At 69.4% G+C, this 22,592-nt stretch carries 19 protein-coding genes; 13 read left to right on the forward strand and 6 right to left on the reverse strand.

Annotation, left to right across the window (positions count from 1 at the left end; all coding sequences use genetic code 11):
* Positions 1 to 40: 40 nt before the first annotated feature.
* Both AC1MLT_RS15150 and AC1MLT_RS15155 read left to right on the forward strand, forming a co-directional pair.
* On the forward strand, positions 41 to 2,746 hold the full coding sequence (locus tag AC1MLT_RS15150) for an excinuclease ABC subunit UvrA (protein WP_481033020.1): 2,706 nt from the start codon (positions 41 to 43) through the stop codon (positions 2,744 to 2,746).
* Positions 2,743 to 4,911 (forward strand): TonB-dependent receptor family protein, encoded by a 2,169-nt coding sequence (locus AC1MLT_RS15155; protein ID WP_481033021.1) that lies wholly within the window; start codon positions 2,743 to 2,745, stop codon positions 4,909 to 4,911. Before AC1MLT_RS15150 ends, AC1MLT_RS15155 begins: the two co-directional genes overlap by 4 nt.
* A 36-nt stretch (positions 4,912 to 4,947) precedes the next feature.
* On the opposite strand, the gene metK is transcribed toward AC1MLT_RS15155, so the two are convergent.
* Positions 4,948 to 6,129: a methionine adenosyltransferase gene (gene metK, locus AC1MLT_RS15160; RefSeq protein ID WP_481033022.1), complete on the reverse strand. Its 1,182-nt coding sequence runs from the start codon at positions 6,127 to 6,129 to the stop codon at positions 4,948 to 4,950.
* Between the two features lie 269 nt (positions 6,130 to 6,398).
* On the opposite strand from metK, the gene AC1MLT_RS15165 reads away from it, so the two are divergent.
* Positions 6,399 to 7,292: a lysophospholipid acyltransferase family protein gene (locus tag AC1MLT_RS15165; protein ID WP_481033023.1), complete on the forward strand. Its 894-nt coding sequence runs from the start codon at positions 6,399 to 6,401 to the stop codon at positions 7,290 to 7,292.
* On the forward strand, positions 7,289 to 8,173 hold the full coding sequence (locus tag AC1MLT_RS15170; RefSeq protein ID WP_481033024.1) for an LpxL/LpxP family acyltransferase: 885 nt from the start codon (positions 7,289 to 7,291) through the stop codon (positions 8,171 to 8,173). The genes AC1MLT_RS15165 and AC1MLT_RS15170 overlap by 4 nt, the downstream gene beginning before the upstream one ends.
* A 12-nt stretch (positions 8,174 to 8,185) precedes the next feature.
* Here AC1MLT_RS15170 and AC1MLT_RS15175 read toward each other — a convergent pair whose 3' ends face one another.
* Positions 8,186 to 9,112, reverse strand: coding sequence for an alpha/beta fold hydrolase (locus tag AC1MLT_RS15175; RefSeq protein WP_481033025.1), 927 nt, complete (start codon positions 9,110 to 9,112; stop codon positions 8,186 to 8,188).
* 73 nt (positions 9,113 to 9,185) lie between these two features.
* Positions 9,186 to 9,941 (reverse strand): ribosome biogenesis GTP-binding protein YihA/YsxC, encoded by a 756-nt coding sequence (gene yihA / locus AC1MLT_RS15180; RefSeq protein ID WP_481033026.1) that lies wholly within the window; start codon positions 9,939 to 9,941, stop codon positions 9,186 to 9,188.
* An 84-nt stretch (positions 9,942 to 10,025) separates the two neighbouring features.
* On the opposite strand from yihA, the gene AC1MLT_RS15185 reads away from it, so the two are divergent.
* The 5 genes from AC1MLT_RS15185 to AC1MLT_RS15205 all read left to right on the forward strand — a co-directional run bounded on the left by AC1MLT_RS15185 (position 10,026) and on the right by AC1MLT_RS15205 (position 16,171).
* A complete protein-coding gene (locus AC1MLT_RS15185) occupies positions 10,026 to 10,700 on the forward strand; it encodes a c-type cytochrome (RefSeq protein ID WP_481033027.1) in 675 nt (224 codons plus the stop codon).
* A 197-nt stretch (positions 10,701 to 10,897) separates the two neighbouring features.
* The gene (locus AC1MLT_RS15190) at positions 10,898 to 13,033 is read left to right on the forward strand and encodes a cytochrome c biogenesis protein ResB (RefSeq protein WP_481033028.1); all 2,136 of its coding nucleotides are present in this window, start codon (positions 10,898 to 10,900) and stop codon (positions 13,031 to 13,033) included.
* Positions 13,030 to 14,346, forward strand: a complete 1,317-nt coding sequence (gene ccsB, locus AC1MLT_RS15195) for a c-type cytochrome biogenesis protein CcsB (protein ID WP_481033029.1) — start codon at positions 13,030 to 13,032, stop codon at positions 14,344 to 14,346. Before AC1MLT_RS15190 ends, ccsB begins: the two co-directional genes overlap by 4 nt.
* A 129-nt stretch (positions 14,347 to 14,475) precedes the next feature.
* Positions 14,476 to 15,474, forward strand: coding sequence for a protein-methionine-sulfoxide reductase catalytic subunit MsrP (msrP, locus tag AC1MLT_RS15200; protein WP_481033030.1), 999 nt, complete (start codon positions 14,476 to 14,478; stop codon positions 15,472 to 15,474).
* A gap of 19 nt (positions 15,475 to 15,493) precedes the next feature.
* Entirely contained in the window at positions 15,494 to 16,171 is a 678-nt protein-coding gene (locus AC1MLT_RS15205; protein ID WP_481033031.1) for a protein-methionine-sulfoxide reductase heme-binding subunit MsrQ, read from the forward strand.
* A 97-nt stretch (positions 16,172 to 16,268) separates the two neighbouring features.
* Here AC1MLT_RS15205 and lysA read toward each other — a convergent pair whose 3' ends face one another.
* Both lysA and lptM read right to left on the reverse strand, forming a co-directional pair.
* Positions 16,269 to 17,561, reverse strand: a complete 1,293-nt coding sequence (gene lysA, locus AC1MLT_RS15210; RefSeq protein ID WP_481035044.1) for a diaminopimelate decarboxylase — start codon at positions 17,559 to 17,561, stop codon at positions 16,269 to 16,271.
* Between the two features lie 5 nt (positions 17,562 to 17,566).
* A complete protein-coding gene (gene lptM, locus AC1MLT_RS15215; protein WP_481033032.1) occupies positions 17,567 to 17,827 on the reverse strand; it encodes an LPS translocon maturation chaperone LptM in 261 nt (86 codons plus the stop codon).
* 36 nt (positions 17,828 to 17,863) lie between these two features.
* Here lptM and cyaY point away from each other — a divergent pair, with 36 nt between their 5' ends.
* Positions 17,864 to 18,196: an iron donor protein CyaY gene (cyaY, locus tag AC1MLT_RS15220; protein WP_481033033.1), complete on the forward strand. Its 333-nt coding sequence runs from the start codon at positions 17,864 to 17,866 to the stop codon at positions 18,194 to 18,196.
* Between the two features lie 43 nt (positions 18,197 to 18,239).
* On the opposite strand, the gene AC1MLT_RS15225 is transcribed toward cyaY, so the two are convergent.
* Complete coding sequence (locus AC1MLT_RS15225) at positions 18,240 to 20,576, reverse strand: penicillin-binding protein 1A (RefSeq protein ID WP_481033034.1); 2,337 nt, start codon at positions 20,574 to 20,576, stop codon at positions 18,240 to 18,242.
* On the opposite strand from AC1MLT_RS15225, the gene AC1MLT_RS15230 reads away from it, so the two are divergent.
* The 3 genes from AC1MLT_RS15230 (at position 20,575) to AC1MLT_RS15240 (ending at position 22,590) form a co-directional block, all read left to right on the forward strand.
* Positions 20,575 to 20,805 carry a hypothetical protein gene (locus AC1MLT_RS15230; protein WP_481033035.1) on the forward strand — a complete coding sequence of 77 codons (231 nt, stop codon included), beginning with the start codon at positions 20,575 to 20,577 and terminating at the stop codon, positions 20,803 to 20,805. The genes AC1MLT_RS15225 and AC1MLT_RS15230 overlap by 2 nt on opposite strands.
* Positions 20,806 to 20,887: 82 nt before the next feature.
* Positions 20,888 to 21,967: a pilus assembly protein PilM gene (locus AC1MLT_RS15235; RefSeq protein ID WP_481033036.1), complete on the forward strand. Its 1,080-nt coding sequence runs from the start codon at positions 20,888 to 20,890 to the stop codon at positions 21,965 to 21,967.
* Entirely contained in the window at positions 21,964 to 22,590 is a 627-nt protein-coding gene (locus AC1MLT_RS15240; RefSeq protein ID WP_481033037.1) for a PilN domain-containing protein, read from the forward strand. The genes AC1MLT_RS15235 and AC1MLT_RS15240 overlap by 4 nt, the downstream gene beginning before the upstream one ends.
* The last annotated feature ends 2 nt before the right edge of the window (positions 22,591 to 22,592 follow it).

The raw sequence follows: 22,592 nt of genomic DNA on the forward strand, positions 1-22,592 counted from the left end.
CAGCCAAGCCGCCTTCGGGCGGCTTTTTCCTTGCCCCGCCATGAACACACGCATCCCCCGGCCGACCGGTGCCACCCCCGCCGCTGCCACCGCCTCCACGGCTCCCGCCACCTTCCCGTCCACCGGCTTCGTCCGCGTCCGTGGCGCGCGCGAGCACAACCTGAAGAACGTCGATGTCGACATCCCGCGCGATGCCCTGGTGGTGTTCACCGGCGTGTCGGGCTCGGGCAAGTCGTCGCTGGCCTTCGGCACGCTGTATGCCGAGGCGCAGCGCCGCTACTTCGAATCGGTGGCGCCCTATGCGCGCCGGCTGATCGACCAGGTCGGCGTGCCGGCGGTGGATGCCATCGACGGCCTGCCGCCGGCCGTGGCCCTGCAGCAGCAGCGTGGCACGCCGGGAGCGCGTTCCTCGGTCGGCAGCCTGACGACGCTGTCGAGCCTGCTGCGCCTGCTGTATTCGCGCGCCGGCCGCTATCCGGACACGCAGGCCATGCTGTACGCCGAGGACTTCTCGCCCAACACGGTCCAGGGCGCCTGCCCGGTCTGCCACGGGCTGGGCCACGTCTACGAGGTGACCGAGCGGTCGATGGTGCCGGACGATTCGCTGACCATCCGCGAGCGCGCGGTCGCCGCCTGGCCGTCGGCCTGGCAGGGCCAGAACCTGCGCGACATCCTGGTCACGCTCGGCCACGACGTCGACACGCCGTGGCGCGAGCTGCCGAGGAAGACGCGCGACTGGATCCTGTTCACCGACGAGCAGCCGACCGTGCCGGTGTACGCCGGCTTCACGCCCGCCGAGGTCCGCCGCGCCCTGCGCGCCAAGGCGGAGCCGAGCTACCAGGGCACCTTCATCGGTGCGCGCAAGTACGTGCAGCACACCTTCGCCACCACCCAGAGCGCCCTGATGAAGAAGCGCGTGGCGCAGTTCATGACCGGCAGCGTCTGCCCGGAATGCCAGGGCAGGCGGCTCAAGCGCGAGGCCCTGGGCGTGACCTTCGCCGGTCTCGACATCGCCGAGCTGTCGCGCCTGCCGCTGGATCGTCTGGCGCACGTGCTCGGCCCGGCGGCGGCGGGCGAGTCGCCGGTGGAGGCGCCGACGGCCGCGCTCGACCGCGCCAGTGCCCGGCGTGCCACCGCGCGCCGCGTGGCGGCCGGTGGCGCCGCGCACGAGGCCGCGCCCGATGTCCGGCGCACCTCGCACCTGTCGCAGGAGAAGCGCATCGCGGCGCAGCGCATCGCGCAGGAGGTGCTGGCCCGCGTCGACACGCTGTGCGCGCTGGGCCTGGGCTACCTGTCGCTCGAGCGCGCCACGCCGACCCTGTCGCCGGGCGAATTGCAGCGGCTGCGCCTTGCCACGCAGATCCGCTCCAATCTCTTCGGCGTCGTCTACGTGCTCGACGAGCCATCGGCCGGCCTGCACCCGGCCGATGCCGAGGCGCTGCTCGACGCCCTGGCGCAGCTCAAGCGCGCGGGCAACTCGCTCTTCGTCGTCGAGCACGACCTGGCCGTCATGCGGACCGCCGACTGGCTCGTCGACGTCGGGCCGGGCGCGGGCGAGCGGGGTGGCGAGGTGCTCTACAGCGGGCCGCCCGACGGGTTGCGCGAGGTCGCGGCGTCGCTCACGGCACGCTATCTGTTCGACGAGCGCGCGCCGGCTCCCCGCGCGCCACGCGCGCCGGGCGGCTGGCTGCGGCTCGAAGGCATCGTGCGCAACAACCTCGACCACGTGAGCGCCGCCTTTCCGCTCGGCGTGCTGACCACCGTGACGGGCGTGTCGGGCTCGGGCAAGTCGAGCCTGGTCAGCCAGTCGCTGGTCGAACTGATGGCGGCGCACCTGGGACAGGAAGCCCCGGCGGCCGACGAGGAAGCCGGGGAGGGCGAGGCGCCGGGCACGCCGACCGGGGTCGTGGCCGGCCACATCGCGGGCGGCGCCGAGGGCATCCGCCGCCTGGTGCGCGTCGACCAGAAGCCGATCGGCCGCACGCCGCGCTCCAACCTCGCCACCTACACCGGCCTGTTCGATGCCGTGCGCAAGCTCTTCGCCGCCACACCCGAGGCGCGGGCGCGGGACTTCGACGCCGGGCGCTTCTCCTTCAACGTCGAGAAGGGGCGCTGCCCGACCTGCGAAGGCGAGGGCTTCGTCAGCGTCGAGCTGCTCTTCATGCCCAGCGTCTACGCGCCCTGTCCGACCTGCCAGGGCGCGCGCTACAACGCCGCCACGCTCGAGGTCCGGTGGCGGGAGCGCGACATCGCCGAGGTGCTGCGCATGACGGTGGACGAGGCCTGCGAGTTCTTCGCCGACGAGGCGGCCGTGCGGCGCCCGCTGGCCTTGCTGCAGGCCATCGGCCTGGGCTATCTGCGGCTGGGTCAGCCGGCGACGGAGCTCTCGGGCGGCGAGGCCCAGCGCATCAAGCTGGCGACCGAGCTGCAGCGCGCGCAGCGCGGCGACACGCTCTACGTGCTGGACGAGCCGACCACCGGCCTGCATCCCTCCGACGTGGACCGCCTGATGGCGCAGTTCGATCGCCTGATCGAGGCCGGCAACACGGTGGTCGTGGTGGAGCACGAGATGCGGGTGGTGGCGGCGAGCGACTGGGTGATCGATGTCGGGCCGGGCGCGGGCGGGGCGGGGGGCCGCATCGTGGCCGCCGGTCCGCCGCCCGAGGTCGCCCGCGCCTCCGGGAGCCGGACGGCGCGCCATCTGGCAGCGGCGCTGCGGGGGGCACCGACAGAATCGGAGGGATGAAGAAACTCGCCGCGGTCGTGACCGCATTGCTCTCCGCCTCCGCGCTCCATGCGCAGTCCGATGTCGCCGTGCCGGGCGGCAACGTCGCCGCGCCCCGCTCCGTTCCGCCACCGACCACCGATGCCGCCGATGCCGGGACCGCCGGTGGCGTGCCCACGCTGGGCACCGTGACCGTCTCGACGCCGCGTGGCGCCGCCGCGCCGTTCGACGTCCCGGGCTCGATCGACCTGGTCGACCGCCAGCAGCTGCGCGACGGCCGGCTGCAGGTCAACCTGTCGGAGAGCCTGGGCGTGGTGCCGGGGCTGCAGGTGCAGAACCGGCAGAACTACGCGCAGGACCTGCAGATCTCGATCCGGGGCTTCGGCGCGCGCTCCACCTTCGGCCTGCGCGGCGTGCGGCTCTACGTCGACGGCATCCCGGCGACCCTGCCCGACGGCCAGGGCCAGAGCTCCAACATCGACATCGGCACCGCCGATCGCGTGGAGGTGCTGCGGGGTCCGTTCTCGGCGCTCTATGGCAACTCGTCGGGCGGCGTGATCCAGGTCTTCACGCAGGATGGCGAAGCGCCCCCGCGCCTGGGCTTCTCGGTCGCCGGCGGCAGCGACGGCACCTGGCGCGCCGGCGCCACGGCCAGCGGGCAGAGCGGCGCCATCGACTACGTGCTGGGCGCGAGCCGCTTCCGCACCGATGGCTATCGCGACCACAGCGCCGCCACGCGCGACATCGTCAACGGCAAGTTCGGCATCGCGCTGGCGGACGATGCCCGGCTCACCCTGGTGGCCAACAGCGTGCGCATCGACGCGCAGGACCCGCTGGGCCTGACGCAGGCGCAGCTCGACGGCGACCGGCGCGGCGCCACGCTGGCGACCCAGTACGACACGCGCAAGACGGTCGACCAGACGCAGCTGGGCCTGCGCTACGAGAAGCGCATCGACGCCGCCAACGACCTGCGCCTGATGGTGTATGGCGGCGAGCGCCGCACCACGCAGTTCCAGGCCATCCCGCCATCGGCGCAGATCGGCGCCCTGAGCGCGGGCGGCGTGATCGACCTGGAGCGGCGCTATGCCGGCTTCGACGCCCGCTGGACCACGCGCACGCAGCTCGCCGGCCGGCCGTTCGAACTGGCCGCCGGCCTGGCCTACGACACGCTCGACGAGACCCGGCGCGGCTACGAGAACTTCCTGGGCGCGGCCACGGCGCCCCGGCGCCTGGGCGTGCAGGGCGCGTTGCGGCGCGACGAGCGCAACACGGTCTCCAACGTCGATCCCTACGTGCAGACGCGCTGGGACTTCGCCGAGCGCTGGAGCCTGGAAGCCGGCCTGCGCCGCAGCACCGTGCGCTTCGACTCGCAGGACCGCTATGTGCGCGGCGCCAATCGCGACGACAGTGGCGACGCGCGCTATGCCCGCACCCTGCCGGCCGGCGCGCTGCGCTATGCCGTGAACCGGGACCTGAATGTCTATGTCTCGGCCGGCCGCGGCTTCGAGACGCCGACGCTCAACGAACTCTCCTACCGTCCCGACGGCACGGGCGGGTTGAACTTCGCCCTCCAGCCCTCGGTCAACCGCAGCCTGGAGGCCGGCGCCAAGGCCCGCCTCGCCGGCGGCCTGCTGACCGGCGCGGTGTTCCAGACGCGCACCGACGACGAGATCGTCACGGCCACCAACGTCGGCGGCCGCGCCACGTTCCGCAATGCCGGTCGCACCAGGCGCGAGGGCGCCGAGATCGCCTGGCTGCACGAGACGGCGGGCCACTGGCGCACCCAGGTCGCCGCCACCTGGCTCGACGCGCGCTACGACGATGCCTTCAATGCCGTGGCCGCCGGCAGCCGCATCCCGGGCATCGCCAAGCAGGCGCTGTTCGTCTCCTATGGCTATGCGCCGCCCGAGGGCTGGCGCGCCGGCGCCGAGCTGCGCGCGCTCGGCCGCATCGCCGCCAACGACGCCAACACGGCCCAGGCGCCGGGTTACGCGGTCGCGGCGCTGCAGGCGGGCTATGTCAAGCGCGTGGCGCGCTGGGAATGGAATGCCTTCGCGCGCATCGACAACCTGTTCGCGCGCGACATCGTCGGCTCGGTGATCGTCAACGAGGGCAATGCGCGGTTCTACGAGCCGGCGCCGGGGCGCACCTGGACCGTCGGGGCCGGCGGCGTCTACCGGTTCTGAGGATCGAAGAAAAGCCGGGCGGTCCCGGCTTTCGCTTCAGAGGCCGGCGGCGGCCCGCAGGGCGGAGGCCTGGCTGGTCGATTCCCACGTGAACTCCGGCTCCTCGCGGCCGAAGTGGCCATAGGCGGCGGTCTTGCGGTAGATCGGGCGCAGCAGGTCGAGCATCTGGATGATGCCCTTGGGCCGCAGGTCGAAGTGTTCGCGCACCAGCGCGGCGATGCGCTCGTCCGGGATCACGCCGGTGCCTTCGGTGTAGACCGTGATGTTCATCGGCTGGGCCACGCCGATGGCATAGGCGACCTGGATCTGGCACTGGCGCGCCAGGCCGGCGGCGACGACGTTCTTGGCCACGTAACGCGCGGCATAGGCGGCCGATCGGTCGACCTTGCTCGGATCCTTGCCCGAGAACGCGCCACCACCGTGCGGGCAGGCGCCGCCATAGGTGTCGACGATGATCTTGCGCCCGGTCAGGCCGCAGTCGCCCTGCGGACCGCCGATGACGAAGCGGCCGGTCGGATTGATCAGGTAGCGCGTCTCCTTGAGCCATTCCGTGGGGCAAACCGGCTTGATGATCTCCTCGATCACGGCCTCGATGAAGCTGGCCTTCATCTTCGTCGGGCTCTCGCTCTGGTCGGGATGGTGTTGGGTCGAGAGCACCACGGTGTCGATGCTGTGGGGCTTGCCGTCGACATAGCGCATCGTGACCTGGCTCTTGGCATCCGGGCGCAGGAAGGGCAGGCGGCCGTCCTTGCGCAGCTGCGCCTGGCGCTCGACCAGCCGATGCGCATAGTAGATCGGCGCGGGCATCAGCTCGGGCGTCTCGTCGCAGGCATAGCCGAACATCAGGCCCTGGTCGCCGGCGCCGGTGTTGAGGTGGTCGTCGGAGGCGTGGTCGACGCCCTGGGCGATGTCGTTGGACTGCTTGTCGTAGCAGACCATCACCGCGCAGCCCTTGTAGTCGATGCCGTAGTCGGTGTTGTCGTAGCCGATGCGCTTGATGGTGTCGCGCGCGACCTGGATGTAGTCGACGTGCGCGTTGGTGGTGATCTCGCCGGCCAGCACCACGAGGCCGGTGTTGGTCAGCGTCTCGGCGGCGACGCGGCTGAGCGGGTCCTGCTCGAAGATCGCATCGAGGATCGCGTCAGAGATCTGGTCGGCGACCTTGTCGGGGTGGCCTTCGGAGACGGATTCGGAAGTGAAGAGAAAATCGTTCGCCATGGGGATGGGGCTCCAATCGGGTGGGTCGGCGCGTTGCCGACGGCGATCAAGCCTGGCGAACGCTTTAGCAGAAGGCCGTTTCCGGCCCGGGCACAATCGCCGGGCTCATGTGCTTGTCGCCCTGCAAGTAGTTCCATAACTCAGCGACAATTTGGATTCTATTCGAGCCGTGCATGGTGCTTTTCCCAAAGGGCTTTGCCGCGCGTCACCCCTCCTTTCGCCATTCCGTCGCCGTTCTTTCGCCGTTCCTTCTCTTCGGTTCCGTCTCGATGCTCGTCGTCCTGTTTCGCCTGCTCGCCCGCGTGCCACTGCCCGTGATGCAACGCCTGGGCATCGCTTTCGGCTGGCTGGTCTGGTGGACCTCGCCACGCTATCGGCAGCGCTTCGTCGCCAATGCCGAGGCCGCCGGCTTCACGCCCGCCCAGTACCGCCCGGCCATCGGCGCGGCCGGGGCGATGGCGGCCGAACTGCCCTGGCTGTGGGCGCGACCGCGTGGCGAGAGCGTGCTGCCGCGCGTGGCGCGCTGGGAGGGCCTCGAGGCTTTCGAGGCCGCCCTGGCCGAGGGGCGCGGCGTGATCATCGTCACGCCGCATCTGGGCAGCTGGGAGATGTACGGGCAGGCGCTGGCCGAGCGCCTGGTCGACACCCACGGACCCCTGACGGCGCTGTTCCGTCCGCCCCGCAAGGCCTGGATGGCGCGCCTCATGGAGGGCTCGCGCGATCGCGCCGGCCTGCAGACGGTGCCCACCAGCGTCAAGGGCGTGCGCAGCCTGATGCGGGCCCTGCGCGCCGGTGGCTACACCGGCGTACTGCCCGACCAGGTGCCGCCGCTCGGCCAGGGCGTGTGGGCGCCGTTCTTCGGCCGACCGGCCTACACCATGACCCTGCTGCCGCGCCTGGCCCAGCAGACCGGCGCGCGCGTCTTCCTGGGCGTGTGCGAGCGGCTGCCGCGCGGCGCGGGCTACGCGATCCGCTGCGAACCCTTCGACGGCACCGCGATGAGCGATCCCGAGGCCGCGCCCGAGGCCGCCGCCGCCGCCATGAACGAGGGCATCGAACGCCTGATCCGTCGCCTGCCTCAGCAGTACGTCTGGGATTACGCCCGCTACAAGCAGCCCAGGGCCGCGGCAGCGGCGGACGATGCCGGGAAGGCGGCCGCATGAGCCTGTCGTCGTCGCTGGGCATCGCCTTCATGCGCGCGCTCGCGCACCTGCCGCTGCCGGTGGTGCGCGGCTTCGGCGCCGTGCTCGGCCGCGTGCTGCATGTCGTGGCGACGCCGCGTCGCCGCGTGGTCGACATCAACCTGGCGCTGTGCTTTCCCGAGCGCTCGGCGGCCGAGCGCCGGCGCATCGCGCGCGAGACCTTCGTCTTCGTCGCCCAGTCGTGGCTCGACCGCAGCTGGCTCTGGCACGCGCCCGAGCGCGTGGTGTCGCGGCGCCTGCGGGTCGTCGGCGCGGCGGCCGAGATCGAGGAGATCGCGCACGGCAGCGCGCCCATGATCCTGTTCGCGCCGCACTTCTACGGCCTCGATGCGGCGGCGACCGCGCTGACCATGCACACCGCGCGGCCCTCCACCACCATCTACACGACCCAGCGCGATCCGCAGGTCGACGCCTGGATCCGCGAGGGCCGCCAGCGCTTCGGCAACGTCGAGACGCTCAACCGCGTCGACGGCATCAAGCCGATCCTGTCGGGCCTGCGCAAGGGCGGCCTGCTGTACCTGCTGCCCGACATGGATTTCGGTCGCGACCAGACGGTCTTCGTGCCGTTCTACGGCGTGCAGGCCTCGACCGTGCCGTCGCTCTCGCGCTTCGCGCGGCTGGGCCGGGCCAAGGTGGTGCCGGTGGTGTCGCGGCTGGTGGCGGGCGGCTACGAGATCGAGGTCCTGCCGGCCTGGCAGGACTTCCCGAGCGACGACGTGATGGCCGACACCACGCTCATGAACCTGCGGCTGCAGGGCTACATCGATGCCATGCCGTCGCAGTACTACTGGGTGCACCGTCGCTTCAAGACCCGGCCCGAGGGCGAGCCGCCGGTCTACTGAGCCGGCGCCGCGCTAGCCTCGCTCGAGGAAGCGGCCGATCTCGCGCGCCACGCGCTCCGGCTGCTCGTGCACGATCCAGTGCGTGGCGTCGGGCACCCGCACGATCTCGAGTCGCGGCACATAGGCATCCAGGCCATCGAGCAGCCCGGGCAGCAGCGCCGTGTCGCCCAGGGCCCAGATCACCAGCGTCGGCACGTCGACCGTGAGCCGCTCGCGCGGGATCCCGGGCGTCGCCGATGCGACATCCGCGGCGGCGGTGTCATCGGCCGGCGGTGGCTTGAGCGGCGTCACGCGATAGAGGTTGCAGCCACCCGTCAGGCCGGCATCCCAGACCTCGCGATAGCGCGCGCGGACCTCGTCGGTGAGCCAGCCATGGCCGTCGGCCCCGGCGCCCATCGACGTGAAGAAGCCCCACAGGCGGCGATAGTCGTCCTCGGCCAGCAGCGCCTCGGCATCGGGCCGCGCCAGGAAATGCATGTAGGCGCTGGCGGCGCGTTGCGCCGGGTTGTCGCGCAACTCGCGCGCGAAGGTGCCCGCGTGCGGTGAATTGAGGATCACCAGATGGCCGAGGCGATGCGGGAACGCATGGGCGAAGCCCCAGCCGAAGGCGCCGCCCCAGTCGTGCGCGACCAGCACGGCGACATGGCCGTCGGCGCGTTCGGTGTCCACCAGTTCCTCGAGGTCGCGCACCATCAGGTGGGCCCGGTAGGCCGCCACGTCGGTGGGCGCGCTCGACGGCCCGAAGCCGCGCAGGTTGGGCGCCACGCAGCGGTAGCCGCCATGCGCGGGCTGGGCGAAATGCGTCATCAGCTCGTCCCAGACGAAGGCCCCCTCGGGAAAGCCGTGCAGGAACAGCATCAGCGGGCGGCCGGGCGCGCCGGTGGCGTGGCAGCCGAGGGTGACGCCGCCGGGCAGGGTGCGCTGGAAGGTCTCGATCATGCGGAGGGTCTCCTGTCGTTCGGTGGCAAGGTCCGGGACCCGGCGCCGGAGGAGGCGCGCCGCGATCGCGGCGTCAGTTCCCGGGTGGGTCGGCCGGCGGGTCGGCGGCTTCGGCGCCCGGCGCGACGGCGGCGGACGCGGCGCCGTCGGGCTCGGGATGGGCCCAGCGCCACAGCAGCTCGGCCGCCTCGTCGACACCGTGCCGCTTGAGCGCCGAGAACAGTTTGACCTCGCCGCCACCGGCCTGCAGTCGCGCGATCGACAGCGCCTTGGCGCCCTCGGAGCGCGTCAGCTTGTCGGACTTGGTCAGCAGCACCAGGAACTTGAGGCCGGCCCCTACGCGCGGGCGGATGACGTCCAGCAGGATGTCGTCGAGCTCGGTGAGGCCGTGGCGCGGGTCGCACATCAGCACCACGCCGCGCAGGTTCTCGCGCGTCATGAGGTAGTTGCCCATCACGCGCTGCCAGCGCAGCTTGGCCTCGCGCGGCACCGCCGCGTAGCCATAGCCGGGCAGGTCGGCGAGCACGGCGTCGTCGATCTTCTGCTTGCCCAGGCCGAACAGGTTGATGTGCTGCGTGCGCCCGGGCGTCTTGGAGGCGAAGGCCAGGCGCGTCTGCTGCGTCAGGGTGTTGATGGCGGTGGACTTGCCGGCGTTGGAGCGGCCGACGAAGGCGATTTCGGGCAGGTCGAAGACCGGCAGATGCTCGAGCTGCGGCGCGCTGGTCAGGAAGTGGGCGGTGTGCAGCCAGCCCAGCGCGGCGCGGATCCGGTCGGGGGCGGGCGCCGCGCGGGGCGTCGCGGGAGCCGGTGAGGGCGCGGGGGAGGTCATCGGGGAGGCTTTCGAAACGGGGGGCCATTGTAGAATCGCGCGGTTTTGCGCCCTATGCGCCCTATAAATCCAAGCCCCGCCGCCATGAAGTCGTTTGCCCACCTTCTGCTCGCAGCCCTCTTGGGTGCCGTCTCCAGTGCCGGTTTCGCCCAAGCGCCCGAGGCCGCGGCGCCGGCCACGGCGGCCGCCACCAAGCCGGCCAGGCCCGATCCGGCCAAGGGCGACACGATCTTCAACGCGACGCCGGCCAACAGCCAGAGCTGCGCGTCCTGCCACAACGCCGATGGCAATTCGGCCATCGCGGCCAATCCCAAGCTGGCGCAGCAGCACCCCGAATACATCGTCAAGCAGCTGCAGGAGTTCAAGTCCGGCAAGCGCAAGAGCGCGATCATGAAACCCTACGCCTCGGCGCTGTCCGACCAGGACATGCGCGACATCGCGTGGTTCGTCGGCGCCAAGCCCGTGAAGACCGGTTTCGCCAAGGAGAAGGACCTGGTGGCCCTGGGCGAGAAGATCTATCGCGGCGGCATCGGCGAGCGCCAGATCGCCGCCTGCGCCGGTTGCCACAGCCCCAATGGCGCCGGCATCCCGGCCCAGTACCCGCGCCTGGGTGGCCAGCATGCCGACTACACCACCGCCCAGCTCGTGGCCTTCCGCGACGGCGTGCGCACCAACAGCCCGCAGATGACCGGGGTCGCCGCCAAGCTCAACGACCGCGAGATCAAGGCCGTGGCCGACTACATCGCCGGATTGCGCTAGCTCGTCCCTGGTCTCCGCGCACTGCGGGTCGCTCCGCCAATCCCTTGCAGGGGCGGCAACGGCGATCCGGCGGAACCGGTTCTGCGGTGCTTCTGTCCATGGCGGTCCAGTCGATGAACCAACTGCCGATAATCATCTCGTAGGGGCGGGCCGATCTACAAAGGGGTCGCCCGCCTTTTTCCCTTCCAGCCCACCCGATGTCCATCTCCACCCACGGTCTTCGTGTTCGTCGCGGTCCCCAGGCGGTCCGCGCGATGGTGGAGCTGTTCTCGTCGATGCGCTTCGCCATCGCGCTGCTGACGGTCATCTGCATCGCCTCGATCATCGGCACGGTGCTCAAGCAGCACGAGCCGGTCGGCAACTACGTCAACCAGTTCGGTCCGTTCTGGGCCGAGGTCTTCCGCGCCGCCCGCCTCGATTCGATCTACAGCGCGTGGTGGTTCCTGCTGATCCTGCTGTTCCTGGTGGTCAGCACCTCGCTGTGCGTCGGCCGCAACACGCCGCGCATCCTGGGTGACCTGCGCACCTTCAAGGAGGACATCCGCGCGCAGAGCCTGAAGGCCTTCGGGCAGCGCGCCGAGGCCTCGCTCGCCGAGACGCCGGAGGCCGCCGCCCGGCGCATCGGCGGCATGCTCGCCGGCGGTGGCTGGAAGGTGCGCCTGCAGCAACGCGAGGGCCAGGGCTGGATGGTCGCCGCGCGTGCCGGCGGAGCCCACAAGCTGGGATACATCGCCGCGCATGGCGCCATCGTGCTGATCTGCCTGGGGGGACTGCTCGACGGCGATCTCGTCGTGCGGGCGCAGACCTGGTTCAACGGCAAGAGCGTGTTCACCGGCGGCGGCATGATCGCCGACGTCGCCCCCGAGCACCGGCTCTCGTCGCGCAACCCGACGTTCCGCGGCAACATCCTGGTGCCCGAGGGCGGCCGCGCCGGCGTCGCCATCCTCAACCAGTCCGATGGCGTGCTGCTCCAGGAACTGCCGTTCTCGATCGAGCTGAAGAAGTTCATCGTCGACTACTACTCGACCGGCATGCCCAAGCTGTTCGCCAGCGAGGTGGTGCTGCACGACCGCGAGACCGGCGCCCAGGTGCCCGCGCGCATCGAGGTGAACCATCCCGCGAGCTACAAGGGCGTGGAGATCTACCAGTCGAGCTTCGACGACGGCGGCTCCACGGTCAGGCTCAAGGCGGTGCCGATGAGCGCGGCGGCGCGGCCGTTCGAGCTCGAGGGCCGTATCGGCACCAGTGCCGAGATCACCAACGGCAGCGACAGGCTGACCCTCGAATATGCCGCCCTGCGCGTCATCAACGTCGAGAACTTCGCCACCAACGGACTGTCCAGCGGCACCGACGTGCGCCGCGTCGACCTGCTCCAGCACGGCCTCGAATCGCGCCTCGGCGCGGCCAACAAGGTCGACCGGCCCAAGGTGCTGCGCAACATCGGCCCGAGCATCGGCTACAAGCTGCGCGACGCCGCCGGCCAGGCGCGCGAGTACCAGAACTACATGCTGCCGGTCGACACCGGCGACGGCCCGCCGGTGTTCCTGCTCGGCGTGCGCGAGCGTCCCGAGGAGCCGTTCCGCTACCTGCGCGTGCCGGCCGACGACGACGGCACCATGAGCGGCTTCACGCGCATGCGCGCCGCGCTGGCCGACGAGCGGGTGCGCGCGCGCGCCGTGGGCCGCTATGTCGAGCGCGCCACCGGACCCGGTCGCGTCGCGCTGGCCGAGCAGCTGCGGGTCTCCGCGACGCGCGCGCTGGACCTGTTCGCCGGCGTCGAGCGCGCCAAGCCCGATGGCGCGGTCCGGGGGGGCTGGCAGGCGATCGCCGAGTTCATGGAAAGCAACGTGCCCGAGGCCGAGCGCCAGCGTACCGGCGCGGTGCTGGTGCGCGTCCTGAACGACGTCCTCTTCGATGTGCTGAACATCAGCCGGGAGGATGCCGGCCTCGCGGCACTGCCCGGCGACGACCGGTCGCAGGCCTACCTGACGCAGGCCGTGCTGGCGATCAGCGACGCGGCGTTCTATCCGGCGCCGGTCGCGATGCTCATGACCGACTTCGAGCAGGTGCAGGCCAGCGTGTTCCAGGTGGCGCGCGCGCCGGGCAAGAACATCGTCTACCTGGGCTGCCTGTTCCTGATCGTGGGCATCTTCGCGATGCTCTACGTGCGCGACCGCCGGCTGTGGGTCTGGCTGGCGAGCGCGGGCGAGGGCAGTGGCGCCACCATGGCGCTTTCCGCCAATCGGCGCACACTCGACAGCGACCGCGAATTCGACCACCTCAAGATCAAGCTGCTCGGCCTCCAGGCCTCTTCCAAGGAACCGGCGCCATGACCACCACGACCCTCACGCTCAACGACCACTGGTTCGCCCGCCGCAACGCGTTCGACTGGTTCTTCGCCGCCCTGGTCGCCGCCGGTGGCCTGTTCGCGTTCGCGCGCTATGGCGACCGGATGGACGTCTACGAGAAGCCGATCCTGGTCGCGGCCCTGGCCGCCATGGTCTGGCTGGGCTGGTTCTGGCGGCCATTGCGGGTGCTGGCGATCGTGGTCGCGGCGGCCTCGCTGCTCGCCATCGTTTCCTACCAGGGCGATCTGGCCCGCGCCGAGACGGTGTTCTGGCTGAAGTATTTCCTCTCGAGCCAGTCGGCGATCCTGTGGATGAGCGTGCTGTTCTTCATGAGCACGGTCTTCTACTGGCTCGGCCTGTTCGGCGGCCGCCAGGGCGATGCCCTCGAAAGCATCGGCTCGCGCATCGCCTGGGCGGCCGTCGCGATGGCGCTCGTCGGCACCATGGTGCGCTGGTACGAGAGCCACCAGCTCGGCCCGGACATCGGCCACATCCCGGTCAGCAACCTCTACGAGGTGTTCGTCCTGTTCTGCTGGCTCACCACGACGTTCTACCTGTACTTCGAGGAGCGCTATGCCACGCGTTCCATCGGCGCCTTCGCGATGCTGGTGGTGAGCGCGGCGGTCGGCTTCCTGCTCTGGTACACGCTGGTGCGCGAGGCGCACGAGATCCAGCCGCTGGTGCCGGCGCTGCAGAGCTGGTGGATGAAGCTGCACGTGCCGGCCAACTTCATCGGCTATGGCACCTTCGCGCTGGCCGCGATGGTGGCCTTCGCCTACCTCATCAAGGAACAGGCCGGCGAGACGCGCTGGTGGCGTCTCACGCCGATCTGGCTGCTGGGCGCGGCGCTGTGCTTCGTGCCGATCGCCTTCCGCCAGCGCGTGCAGGAGGCCGGTGGCGGCTACTGGATCGGCTATGCGGCGGTGTCGGCGCTGATCGCGGCGGGCATCCTGCTGGGCCGCCGCCGGATCGCGGCGCGCCTGCCCTCCAACGAGGTGCTCGACGACGTCATGTACAAGTCGATCGCCGTCGGCTTCGCCTTCTTCACCATTGCGACCGTGCTCGGCGCCCTCTGGGCCGCCGATGCCTGGGGTGGCTACTGGAGCTGGGACCCCAAGGAGACGTGGGCGCTGATCGTCTGGCTCAACTACGCGGCCTGGCTCCACATGCGCCTGGTCAAGGGTCTGCGCGGCACGGTCGCGGCCTGGTGGGCGCTGGTCGGCCTGGCGGTCACCACCTTCGCCTTCCTCGGCGTCAACATGTTCCTCAGCGGCCTGCACAGCTATGGCGAGTTGTAGACGATCGATTCAGGCCCGGGTCCGACGTCATTTCGCAGCTTGCGCGAAACCGGACGGGCATTCGGAACGTATCTCATGGGAGCAAGCCGGCACCCCAGCCGGACCGCGACATTTCAGGAAAGATTCGCCATGCTGATTCCTCCACGCGACAACGGCTTCAACCATCCCATTCCCAGCGAGATCACGCCGCGCGCCATCTACGAGGGTCGCCGCGACATGCTGCGCCTGCTGGGCACCGCCGCCGCCGGCACCGCGCTGGCCGGCTGGGCCGCGCGCGATGCGTGGGCCCAGACGCCGCCGCCGGGCAAGCTGGCCGCCCTCAAGAGCGTCAAGTCCACCGTGCCGGGCGCCCAGAGCATGGAGAAGGTGACCGACTACAAGGACGCCACCACCTACAACAACTACTACGAGTTCGGCACCGACAAGGCCGATCCGGCCAAGAACGCCGGCACGCTCAAGACGCGGCCCTGGAGCGTCGAGATCGAGGGCCTGGTCAAGAAGCCCGGCCGCTACGACATCGAGGACCTGCTCAAGCTGAGCGCGCAGGAGGAGCGGATCTATCGGCTGCGCTGCGTCGAGGGCTGGTCGATGGTCATTCCGTGGGTCGGCTACTCGCTGGCGGAACTCATCAAGAAGGTGGAGCCGCAGGGCAATGCCAGGTACGTCGAGTTCCTGACGCTGGCCGATCTCAAGACCATGCCCTTCGTCGGCTCCCGCGTGCTCGACTGGCCCTATGCCGAGGGTCTGCGCATGGACGAGGCCATGCATCCGCTCACGCTGCTGACCTTCGGCATGTATGGCGAGGTGTTGCCCAACCAGAATGGCGCTCCGGTGCGGCTCGTGGTCCCATGGAAGTACGGCTTCAAGTCGGCCAAGTCGATCGTCAAGATCCGCTTCGTCGAGAAGGAGCCCGGCACCGCCTGGAACAAGGCGGCGGCCAACGAGTACGGCTTCTATTCCAACGTCAATCCGAATGTCGACCATCCGCGCTGGAGCCAGGCGACCGAGCGCCGCATCGGCGATGGCGGCGGCCTGTTCGCCAAGCGCCGCAAGACCGAGATGTTCAACGGCTACGAGGCGCAGGTGGCGTCGCTCTATGCCGGCATGGACCTGAAGAAGAATTTCTGAGGTTGCGCAGGGTGACGCCATGAACAAGTTGCTGATCCATCCAGCGGCCAAGCCCGTCGTGTTCCTCCTGTGTCTCGCGCCGTTCGCGTGGCTCGCCTATGGAGCCTTCACCGATGGCCTGGGCGCCAATCCGGCCGAAGCCCTGATCCGGTCGACCGGGGACTGGACCCTGCGCTTCCTGTGCATCGTGCTGGCCGTCACGCCGGTGCGCGTGATGCTGAAGCTCAATGGCCTGGCGCGCTTCCGGCGCATGCTGGGGCTGTTCGTCTACTTCTATGTCGTCGTCCATCTGCTGAGCTATGGCTGGTTCGACATGGGCTTCGACCTTGGCGAGATCGCGCGCGACATCGTCAAGCGGCCTTTCATCCTGGTCGGCTTCGCGGCCTTCGTGCTGCTGACGCCCCTGGCCGCCACGTCGGCCAACCGCATCATCAAGGCCATGGGTGCCAAGCGCTGGCAGACGCTCCACAAGCTGATCTACGTGATCGCCGGCCTGGGACTGCTGCACTTCTTCTGGATGCGCGCGGGCAAGAACAACTTCTCCGAGGTCTTCGTCTATGCCGCGATCATCGGCGTGCTGATGGCGTGGCGAGTGTGGGATTTCATGCGCAAGCGCAAGGTGAAGGCCGCGAACGCGCGCGTCGCGGCATCCCTGACGGCGGGGGCCGGGATGCCCTCGCGGCCGCTGAGCCGCTGAGCCGCTGATCCGCTCGGGGGGTGGGAGTGGGTCGAGGCGACCGGTGGTCCGTGCCGGAGCCCATCGCCGCCGGCCCTGATGCCGGCGACGACGCGGATCACCGTTCGTTGCGCAGCTGGTCTTCCACCGTCTCACGGCGACGGATCAGCAGGGCCTGCCGGCCGCTCACCAGCACTTCGGCGGCACGACCCCGGGTGTTGTAGTTGCTGGCCATCGACATGCAGTACGCGCCGGCGGACAGCACGGCCACCCGATCACCGGCCTGCACCGCCAGCAGGCGATCGCGTCCGATCCAGTCGCCGCTCTCGCACACCGGGCCGACGACGTCGCAGGGTGTCGCCGGATGGTCGTCAGCCGGCTCGGAGGCATCGAGCGGGACGATCTGGTGGAAGGCCTCGTACATCGCCGGCCGTGGCAGGTCGTTCATCGCCGCATCGACGATGCAGAAGTTCTTTTCCTCGCCCGGCTTCATGTAGAGCACTTCGGTCACGCAGACGCCGGCATTGCCCACCAGCGAGCGACCCGGCTCGACCACGATCCGCCGCTGCCCGAAGCCACGGGCATCGAGTCGTTCGAGCAACTGGCGCCAGAGGACGTCGGCGGCCGGCGGCGTGTCGTGGTTGTAGTCGATGCCCAGACCACCACCGAAATCCAGGTGATGCAATGCGATGCCGGCGCGTTCGATGGCCTCGACGAGGTCGAGCACGCGTTCGACGGCATCGAGGTAGGGCGAGATCTCGGTGATCTGCGAACCGATGTGGCAGTCGATGCCCACCACCTCCAGACCCGGCAGCGATGCCGCGTGGCGATAGGCTTCCAGCGCGCGGTCGTGCGCCACGCCGAACTTGTTGCCCTTCAGGCCGGTCGAGATGTAGGGATGGGTCTTCGGATCGACATTCGGATTGATGCGGATGCTGATGCGGGCCCGCCGGCCCTCCTGCAGCGCGACGGCGTTGAGGACCTCGAGTTCGGCCTCGCTCTCGACGTTGAAGCACAGGATGCCGGCGGCGAGCGCCTGGCGCATCTCGTCGCGGGTCTTGCCGACGCCCGAGAAGATCACGCGCGCCGGATCCCCGCCCGCGGCGATCACGCGCGCGAGCTCGCCGCCCGAGACGATGTCGAAGCCGCAGCCCGCGGCGGCGAAGACCCGCAGCACGCCGAGCGAGGAATTGGCCTTCATCGCATAGCAGACCAGCGCATCGCGGCCTTCGAAGCCCCGCTGGTAGGCGGCGAGCGCGTCGAGCATCCATTGCTTGGAATAGACGAACAGCGGCGTTCCGTGGGTGCGCGCGAGATCGGCCAGCGGCAGGGCCTCGACGCACAGCGCGCCCGTGGCGTCGCGCGCGATGTGCGGGTGGCCGGGCAGGGTCGTGGCGGACTGGGGATTCAGGGCGTTCACCGGGTCATCTCGTAATCGGAAAGGGGCAGTGCCGGTGTCGTGAACGATTCGGGGATGGGAATCGGCACCGGGGTGGTGGCGGGGGCGGGCGTGGAGCCGGTCGCCGGCGGCGTCTCGCCGCGCGAGAAGGGCGCCTTCAGCACGGTCGGCAGCGTGGCCCGCTGGGCCGCCGCCGGATCGGTGGGGAAATACAGCGGGCCTTTCTGGCCGCATCCCGCCAGAGCGACCCCCAGCACGCACAGACCCGGAACGCTCACTAGAATTTGTCGGACTTTCAACATCGCGAAATTGTAATGACCGACCCCGACTACATGGACCGCGCCGAAGCCGTGCTCAGCGCCGTCGAAAAAGGATGCGATCGCATCAACGACGCGACGGATGCGGACATCGACAACCAGAGGGTGGGCGGGATGATCACCATCAGTTTCCCCAGCGGCAGCCAGTTGATCGTCAACCTGCAGAAACCGCTGCAGGAGATCTGGCTGGCGGCGCGCTCGGGCGGCTATCACTACCGCCACGATGGCAGCGCCTGGGTCGACACCAAGACCGGGGAGGAGTTCTTCGCCGTCCTCTCGCGCGAGGCCAGCCGTCAGTCCGGCCTGGTGCTGCAGTTCCGGGCCGACTGAGCCAGGGCGGCGTCAGTCGGGCCGGGGAGGGCCGGCTCCCACCTCAGTTGCGGAACAGGTCGAGGATGCGGTTGCGCTCCTCGGGCGCCGGCGGCGTGCCGGCCGGAACGCCGCCCGGCACCACTTCCACCGGCTGGGGCGGGGCCTGCTCGACACCCAGGCTCGCGACGCCGCGGCCCGGTCCGAAGTCGTCGTAGTAGAGCTCGCCGCCGATGTTCATGACGCCCGCGGGCGGCGGTCCCAGATCGCTCACCGGCACGCCCTTGAGCGCCGTCTCCATGTAGCTGATCCAGATCGGCAGGCTCAGGCCGCCGCCGGTCTCGCGGTCGCCCAGCTTGCGCGGCGTGTCGTAGCCCATCCACGCGACCGCCGCCATCGTCGGCTGGAAACCGGCGAACCAGGCATCGAGCGAATCGTTGGTGGTGCCGGTCTTGCCGTAGATGTCGTTGCGCTTGAGGGTGGCCTGCGCCTTGGCGGCCGTGCCGCCGCTCGCCACCGACTGCAGCAGGCTGTCCATGATGTAGGCGTTGCGCTGCGGGATGGCGCGCATCGTCTCGTTGAGCAGGGGTGGCTGCGTCTCGACCAGCACCTTGTCGCGGTGGTCGGTGATGCGGGTCACCAGGTAGGGATTGACGCGATAGCCGCCATTGGCGAACACGGCATAGGCCGTCGCCATCTGCATCGGCGTGACCGAACCCGAGCCCAGCGCCATGGGCAGGTAGGCCGGATGCTTGGTGCGCTCGAAGCCGAAATTGGTGATCCAGTCCTGGGCATAGCGCGTGCCGATCGACTGCAGGAGGCGGATCGACACCATGTTCTTCGACTTCATGAGTGCCCGGCGCATCGACATCGGACCCTCGAAGGTGCCGTCGTAGTTCTTCGGCTCCCAGGGCTGGCCGCCGGTGGTGCCGCCGTCGAAGAACAGCGGTGCGTCGTTGATCACGGTGGCGGGGGCGAATCCCTTCTCCAGGGCCGCCGAATAGATGAAGGGCTTGAAGCTCGAACCCGGCTGGCGCCAGGCCTGCGTCACGTGGTTGAACTTGTTCTTGCCGAAGTCGAAGCCGCCCACCATGGCCTTGACCGCGCCGTCGCGGGGATCGACCGCCACGAAGGCGCCCTCGACCTCGGGCAGCTGCGTGATCTCCGGCAGGTTCTTCGGGCCGCTGCGCATGACGCGGATGACGGCGCCGCGGCGGATCTTGATGTTCGGTGGCGCCTTGTCCGAGAGGCCGGACTGCGGCAGCTTGAGGCCCTCGGCCGTGATCTGCAATGTCTCGCCATTGGCGCGGACGGCGACCACCTCGCGCGGGCTCGCCTTCAGGACCACCGCGGCCATGAGATCGCCATTGTCCGGATGCTCCGCCAGGGCGTCGTCGACCGCCTCGTCGAGTTCCTTGGGATCGCTCGGCAGGTCGACGAACTTTTCCGGACCGCGATAGATCTGGCGCCGTTCGTAATCCATGATGCCCTTGCGCAATGCCTTGTACGCGGCGGCCTGGTCGGCGGCCACCAGCGAGGTGTAGACCTTCAGGCCGCGCGTGTAGGTGCTGTCGCCATATTGCGCGTACATCAGCTGGCGCACCGTCTCGGCCACGTATTCGGCATGCAGCCGGCTCGGGTCGGCGGCGTCGCGCAGATGGAGTTCCTCCTTCTTGGCCTCGGCCGCCTGCTCGGCGGTGATGAAGCCGGCATCGCGCATGCGGTCGATGACATAGAGCTGCCGGCCGCGCGCGCGGGTCGGGTTGTTGACCGGGTTGTTGGCGCCCGGCGCCTTGGGCAGGCCGGCCAGCATCGCCGCCTGGGCGATCGTGATGTCCTGCAGCGGCTTGCCGAAATACGCATCCGACGCGGCCGCGAAGCCATAGGCGCGGTTGCCCAGGTAGATCTGGTTCAGGTAGATCTCCAGGATCTGGTCCTTGGTCAGGAGATGCTCGAGCTTGAAGGTCAGCAGGACCTCGTAGATCTTGCGCGTCAGCGTCTTCTCGGAGCTGAGGTAGACATTGCGCGCGACCTGCATGGTGATGGTGGAGGCGCCCTGGCTGCGGGCGCGGTTCAGGTTGGCCAGGCCGGCTCGCACCATGCCCTTGTAGTCGACGCCGCCGTGCTCGTAGAAGCGCGCGTCCTCGGCCGCCAGCACGGCGTCCTTCATGACCTTGGGAATGGTGGCGATGGGCGTCAGGTTGCGTCGCTCCTCGCCGAATTCGCCGATCAGGATGCCCTCCGAGGAGAACACCCGCAATGGCAGCTTGGGCCGGTAGTCGGCCAGGTCGGAGATGTCGGGCAGGTTGGGGTAGGCGACCGCCAGGGCGACGGCCAGGACGGCCACCAGGCTCAGGACGCCGGCGGCGACCAGGCCCAGGCTCCAGAGGACGATGCGCATGAGCCATTTCAGCCACGCGGGGCGCGTGGGTGGGCGCGGGACGTTCCGTGGGGAACGCGAGGAATCGGGGGAGGAGCGAGGCAGAGTCACCGCGCATTATAAAAAACCCGTGACGCGACAGTCACCCGGCGTGCACAAAGATGCGGAGAAGCCCGGAAAGTCACCGGAGTTGCACGCCGCTACATTTGAGTTCCATTTTGGCAACGCGAAGAAATTCACAAAGCGTTGAGCACTTGGTCGCAGTGAGGGCTTGCTGCTAGCATGCAACCTCATGCAAATATTGCCAATCGTTACACCTGACGAGAACTCAATTGATTGAACTTGGATCCCTGTTTCGCCGACAGCCGGGAGCCCTCATCGGGCTCGACGTCAGTTCGTCAAGCGTGAAACTGGTCGAGCTCGGGCGTGAAGCCGGTGGCCGGCTGGTGCTCGAGCACTGCGCGATCGAGCCGCTCGAGCGGGGCTGGATCAACGATGGCAACGTCGAGAAGTTCGACGAGGTGGCCGAGGCCGTGCGACGTGTGATCCGCAAGAGCGGCACCCGCACCCGCAACGTGGCCATGGCGCTGCCGCCGTCGGCGGTCATCACCAAGAAGATCGTGCTGCCCGGCGGCATGAGCGAACAGGAACTCGAGCTCCAGGTCGAATCCGAAGCCAATCAGTACATCCCGTTCTCGCTCGACGAGGTCAGCCTCGATTTCTGCGTCATCGGCGACAGCGCCAGCTCGGCCGGCGACGTCGAGGTGCTCATCGCCGCGTCGCGCAAGGAAAAGGTCCAGGATCGCCAGGGCTTGGCCGAGGCCGCCGGCCTCAAGGCCGTGATCCTCGATGTCGAGTCCTATGCCTCGCGCATGGCCACCTCGCGCCTGATCGAGCAGCTGCCCCATCGCGGCACCGATGCCGTGGTGGCGCTGTTCGAGGTCGGCGCCTTCACCACCAGCATGCAGGTGCTGCGCAACCAGGAAGTGCTCTACGACCGCGACCAGGCGTTCGGTGGGGCCCAGCTCACGCAACTGGTCGTGCGCCAGTACGGCTTCTCCAACGAGGAGGCCGAACTCAAGAAGCGCAGTGGCGATCTGCCGGACGACTATGGCGCCGCCGTGCTGCAGCCCTTCGTCGCCAGCATCGCCCAGGAGATCGCGCGGGCGCTGCAGTTCTTCTTCACCAGCACGCCGCACAACCGGGTGGACTACGTGCTGCTCGCCGGTGGCTCGGCGGCCCTGCCGGGTCTCACGAGCGCGGTGACGCGACAGACCTCCTTCGCCTGCTCGCTGGTCAATCCGTTCGAGGGAATGGAAGTCAGCGCGGCCATCCGCGAGAAGAAGATGCGGCGCGAAGCCCCGTCCTATCTCACCTCGTGCGGACTGGCGATGCGAAGGTTCCTGCAATGATCCTGATCAACCTGCTGCCGCATCGCGAAGCCGCCCGCAAGCGCCGGCGCGAACATTTCTTCACGGTGCTCGGCGCGTCCGCACTGCTGGGCTTCCTGGTGGCCAGCGCGATCTACCTGTGGCTGAACGCCCAGATCTCCGCGCAGCGCGAGCAGAACGACTATCTGCAGGGCGAGATCACCAAGCTCGAGACCGAGATCAAGGAGATCTCGACGCTGCAGGCCGAGATCGCCGGCCTGAAGGCGCGCCAGCAGGCGGTCGAGAACCTGCAGGGCGACCGCAATCTCCCCGTCCACCTGCTCAACGAGCTGGTCAGCCAGCTGCCCGACGGCGTCTACCTCTCCAGCATGAAGCAGGACGATCGCGTCGTGACATTGCAGGGCACGGCCCAGTCGAACGAGCGGGTCTCGGAGCTGCTGCGCAACCTGGGTACCGTCAGTCCGTGGCTGGTCAAGCCCGAACTGGTCGAGATCACGGCGGGCACGGTCGCCCTGAGTCCGCGCGACCAGCGTCGCGTGGCGAACTTCACCATGCGCATCGGCCTGCGGCGCCCGACCGATGCCGACAAGCCCGCCGCCGCCGCCGCCGCGCCCGCCGTCGCCGTGCCGACGCCCCGGGGCTGAAG

The sequence above is a fragment of the Variovorax sp. PEI5 genome (assembly GCF_056679935.1).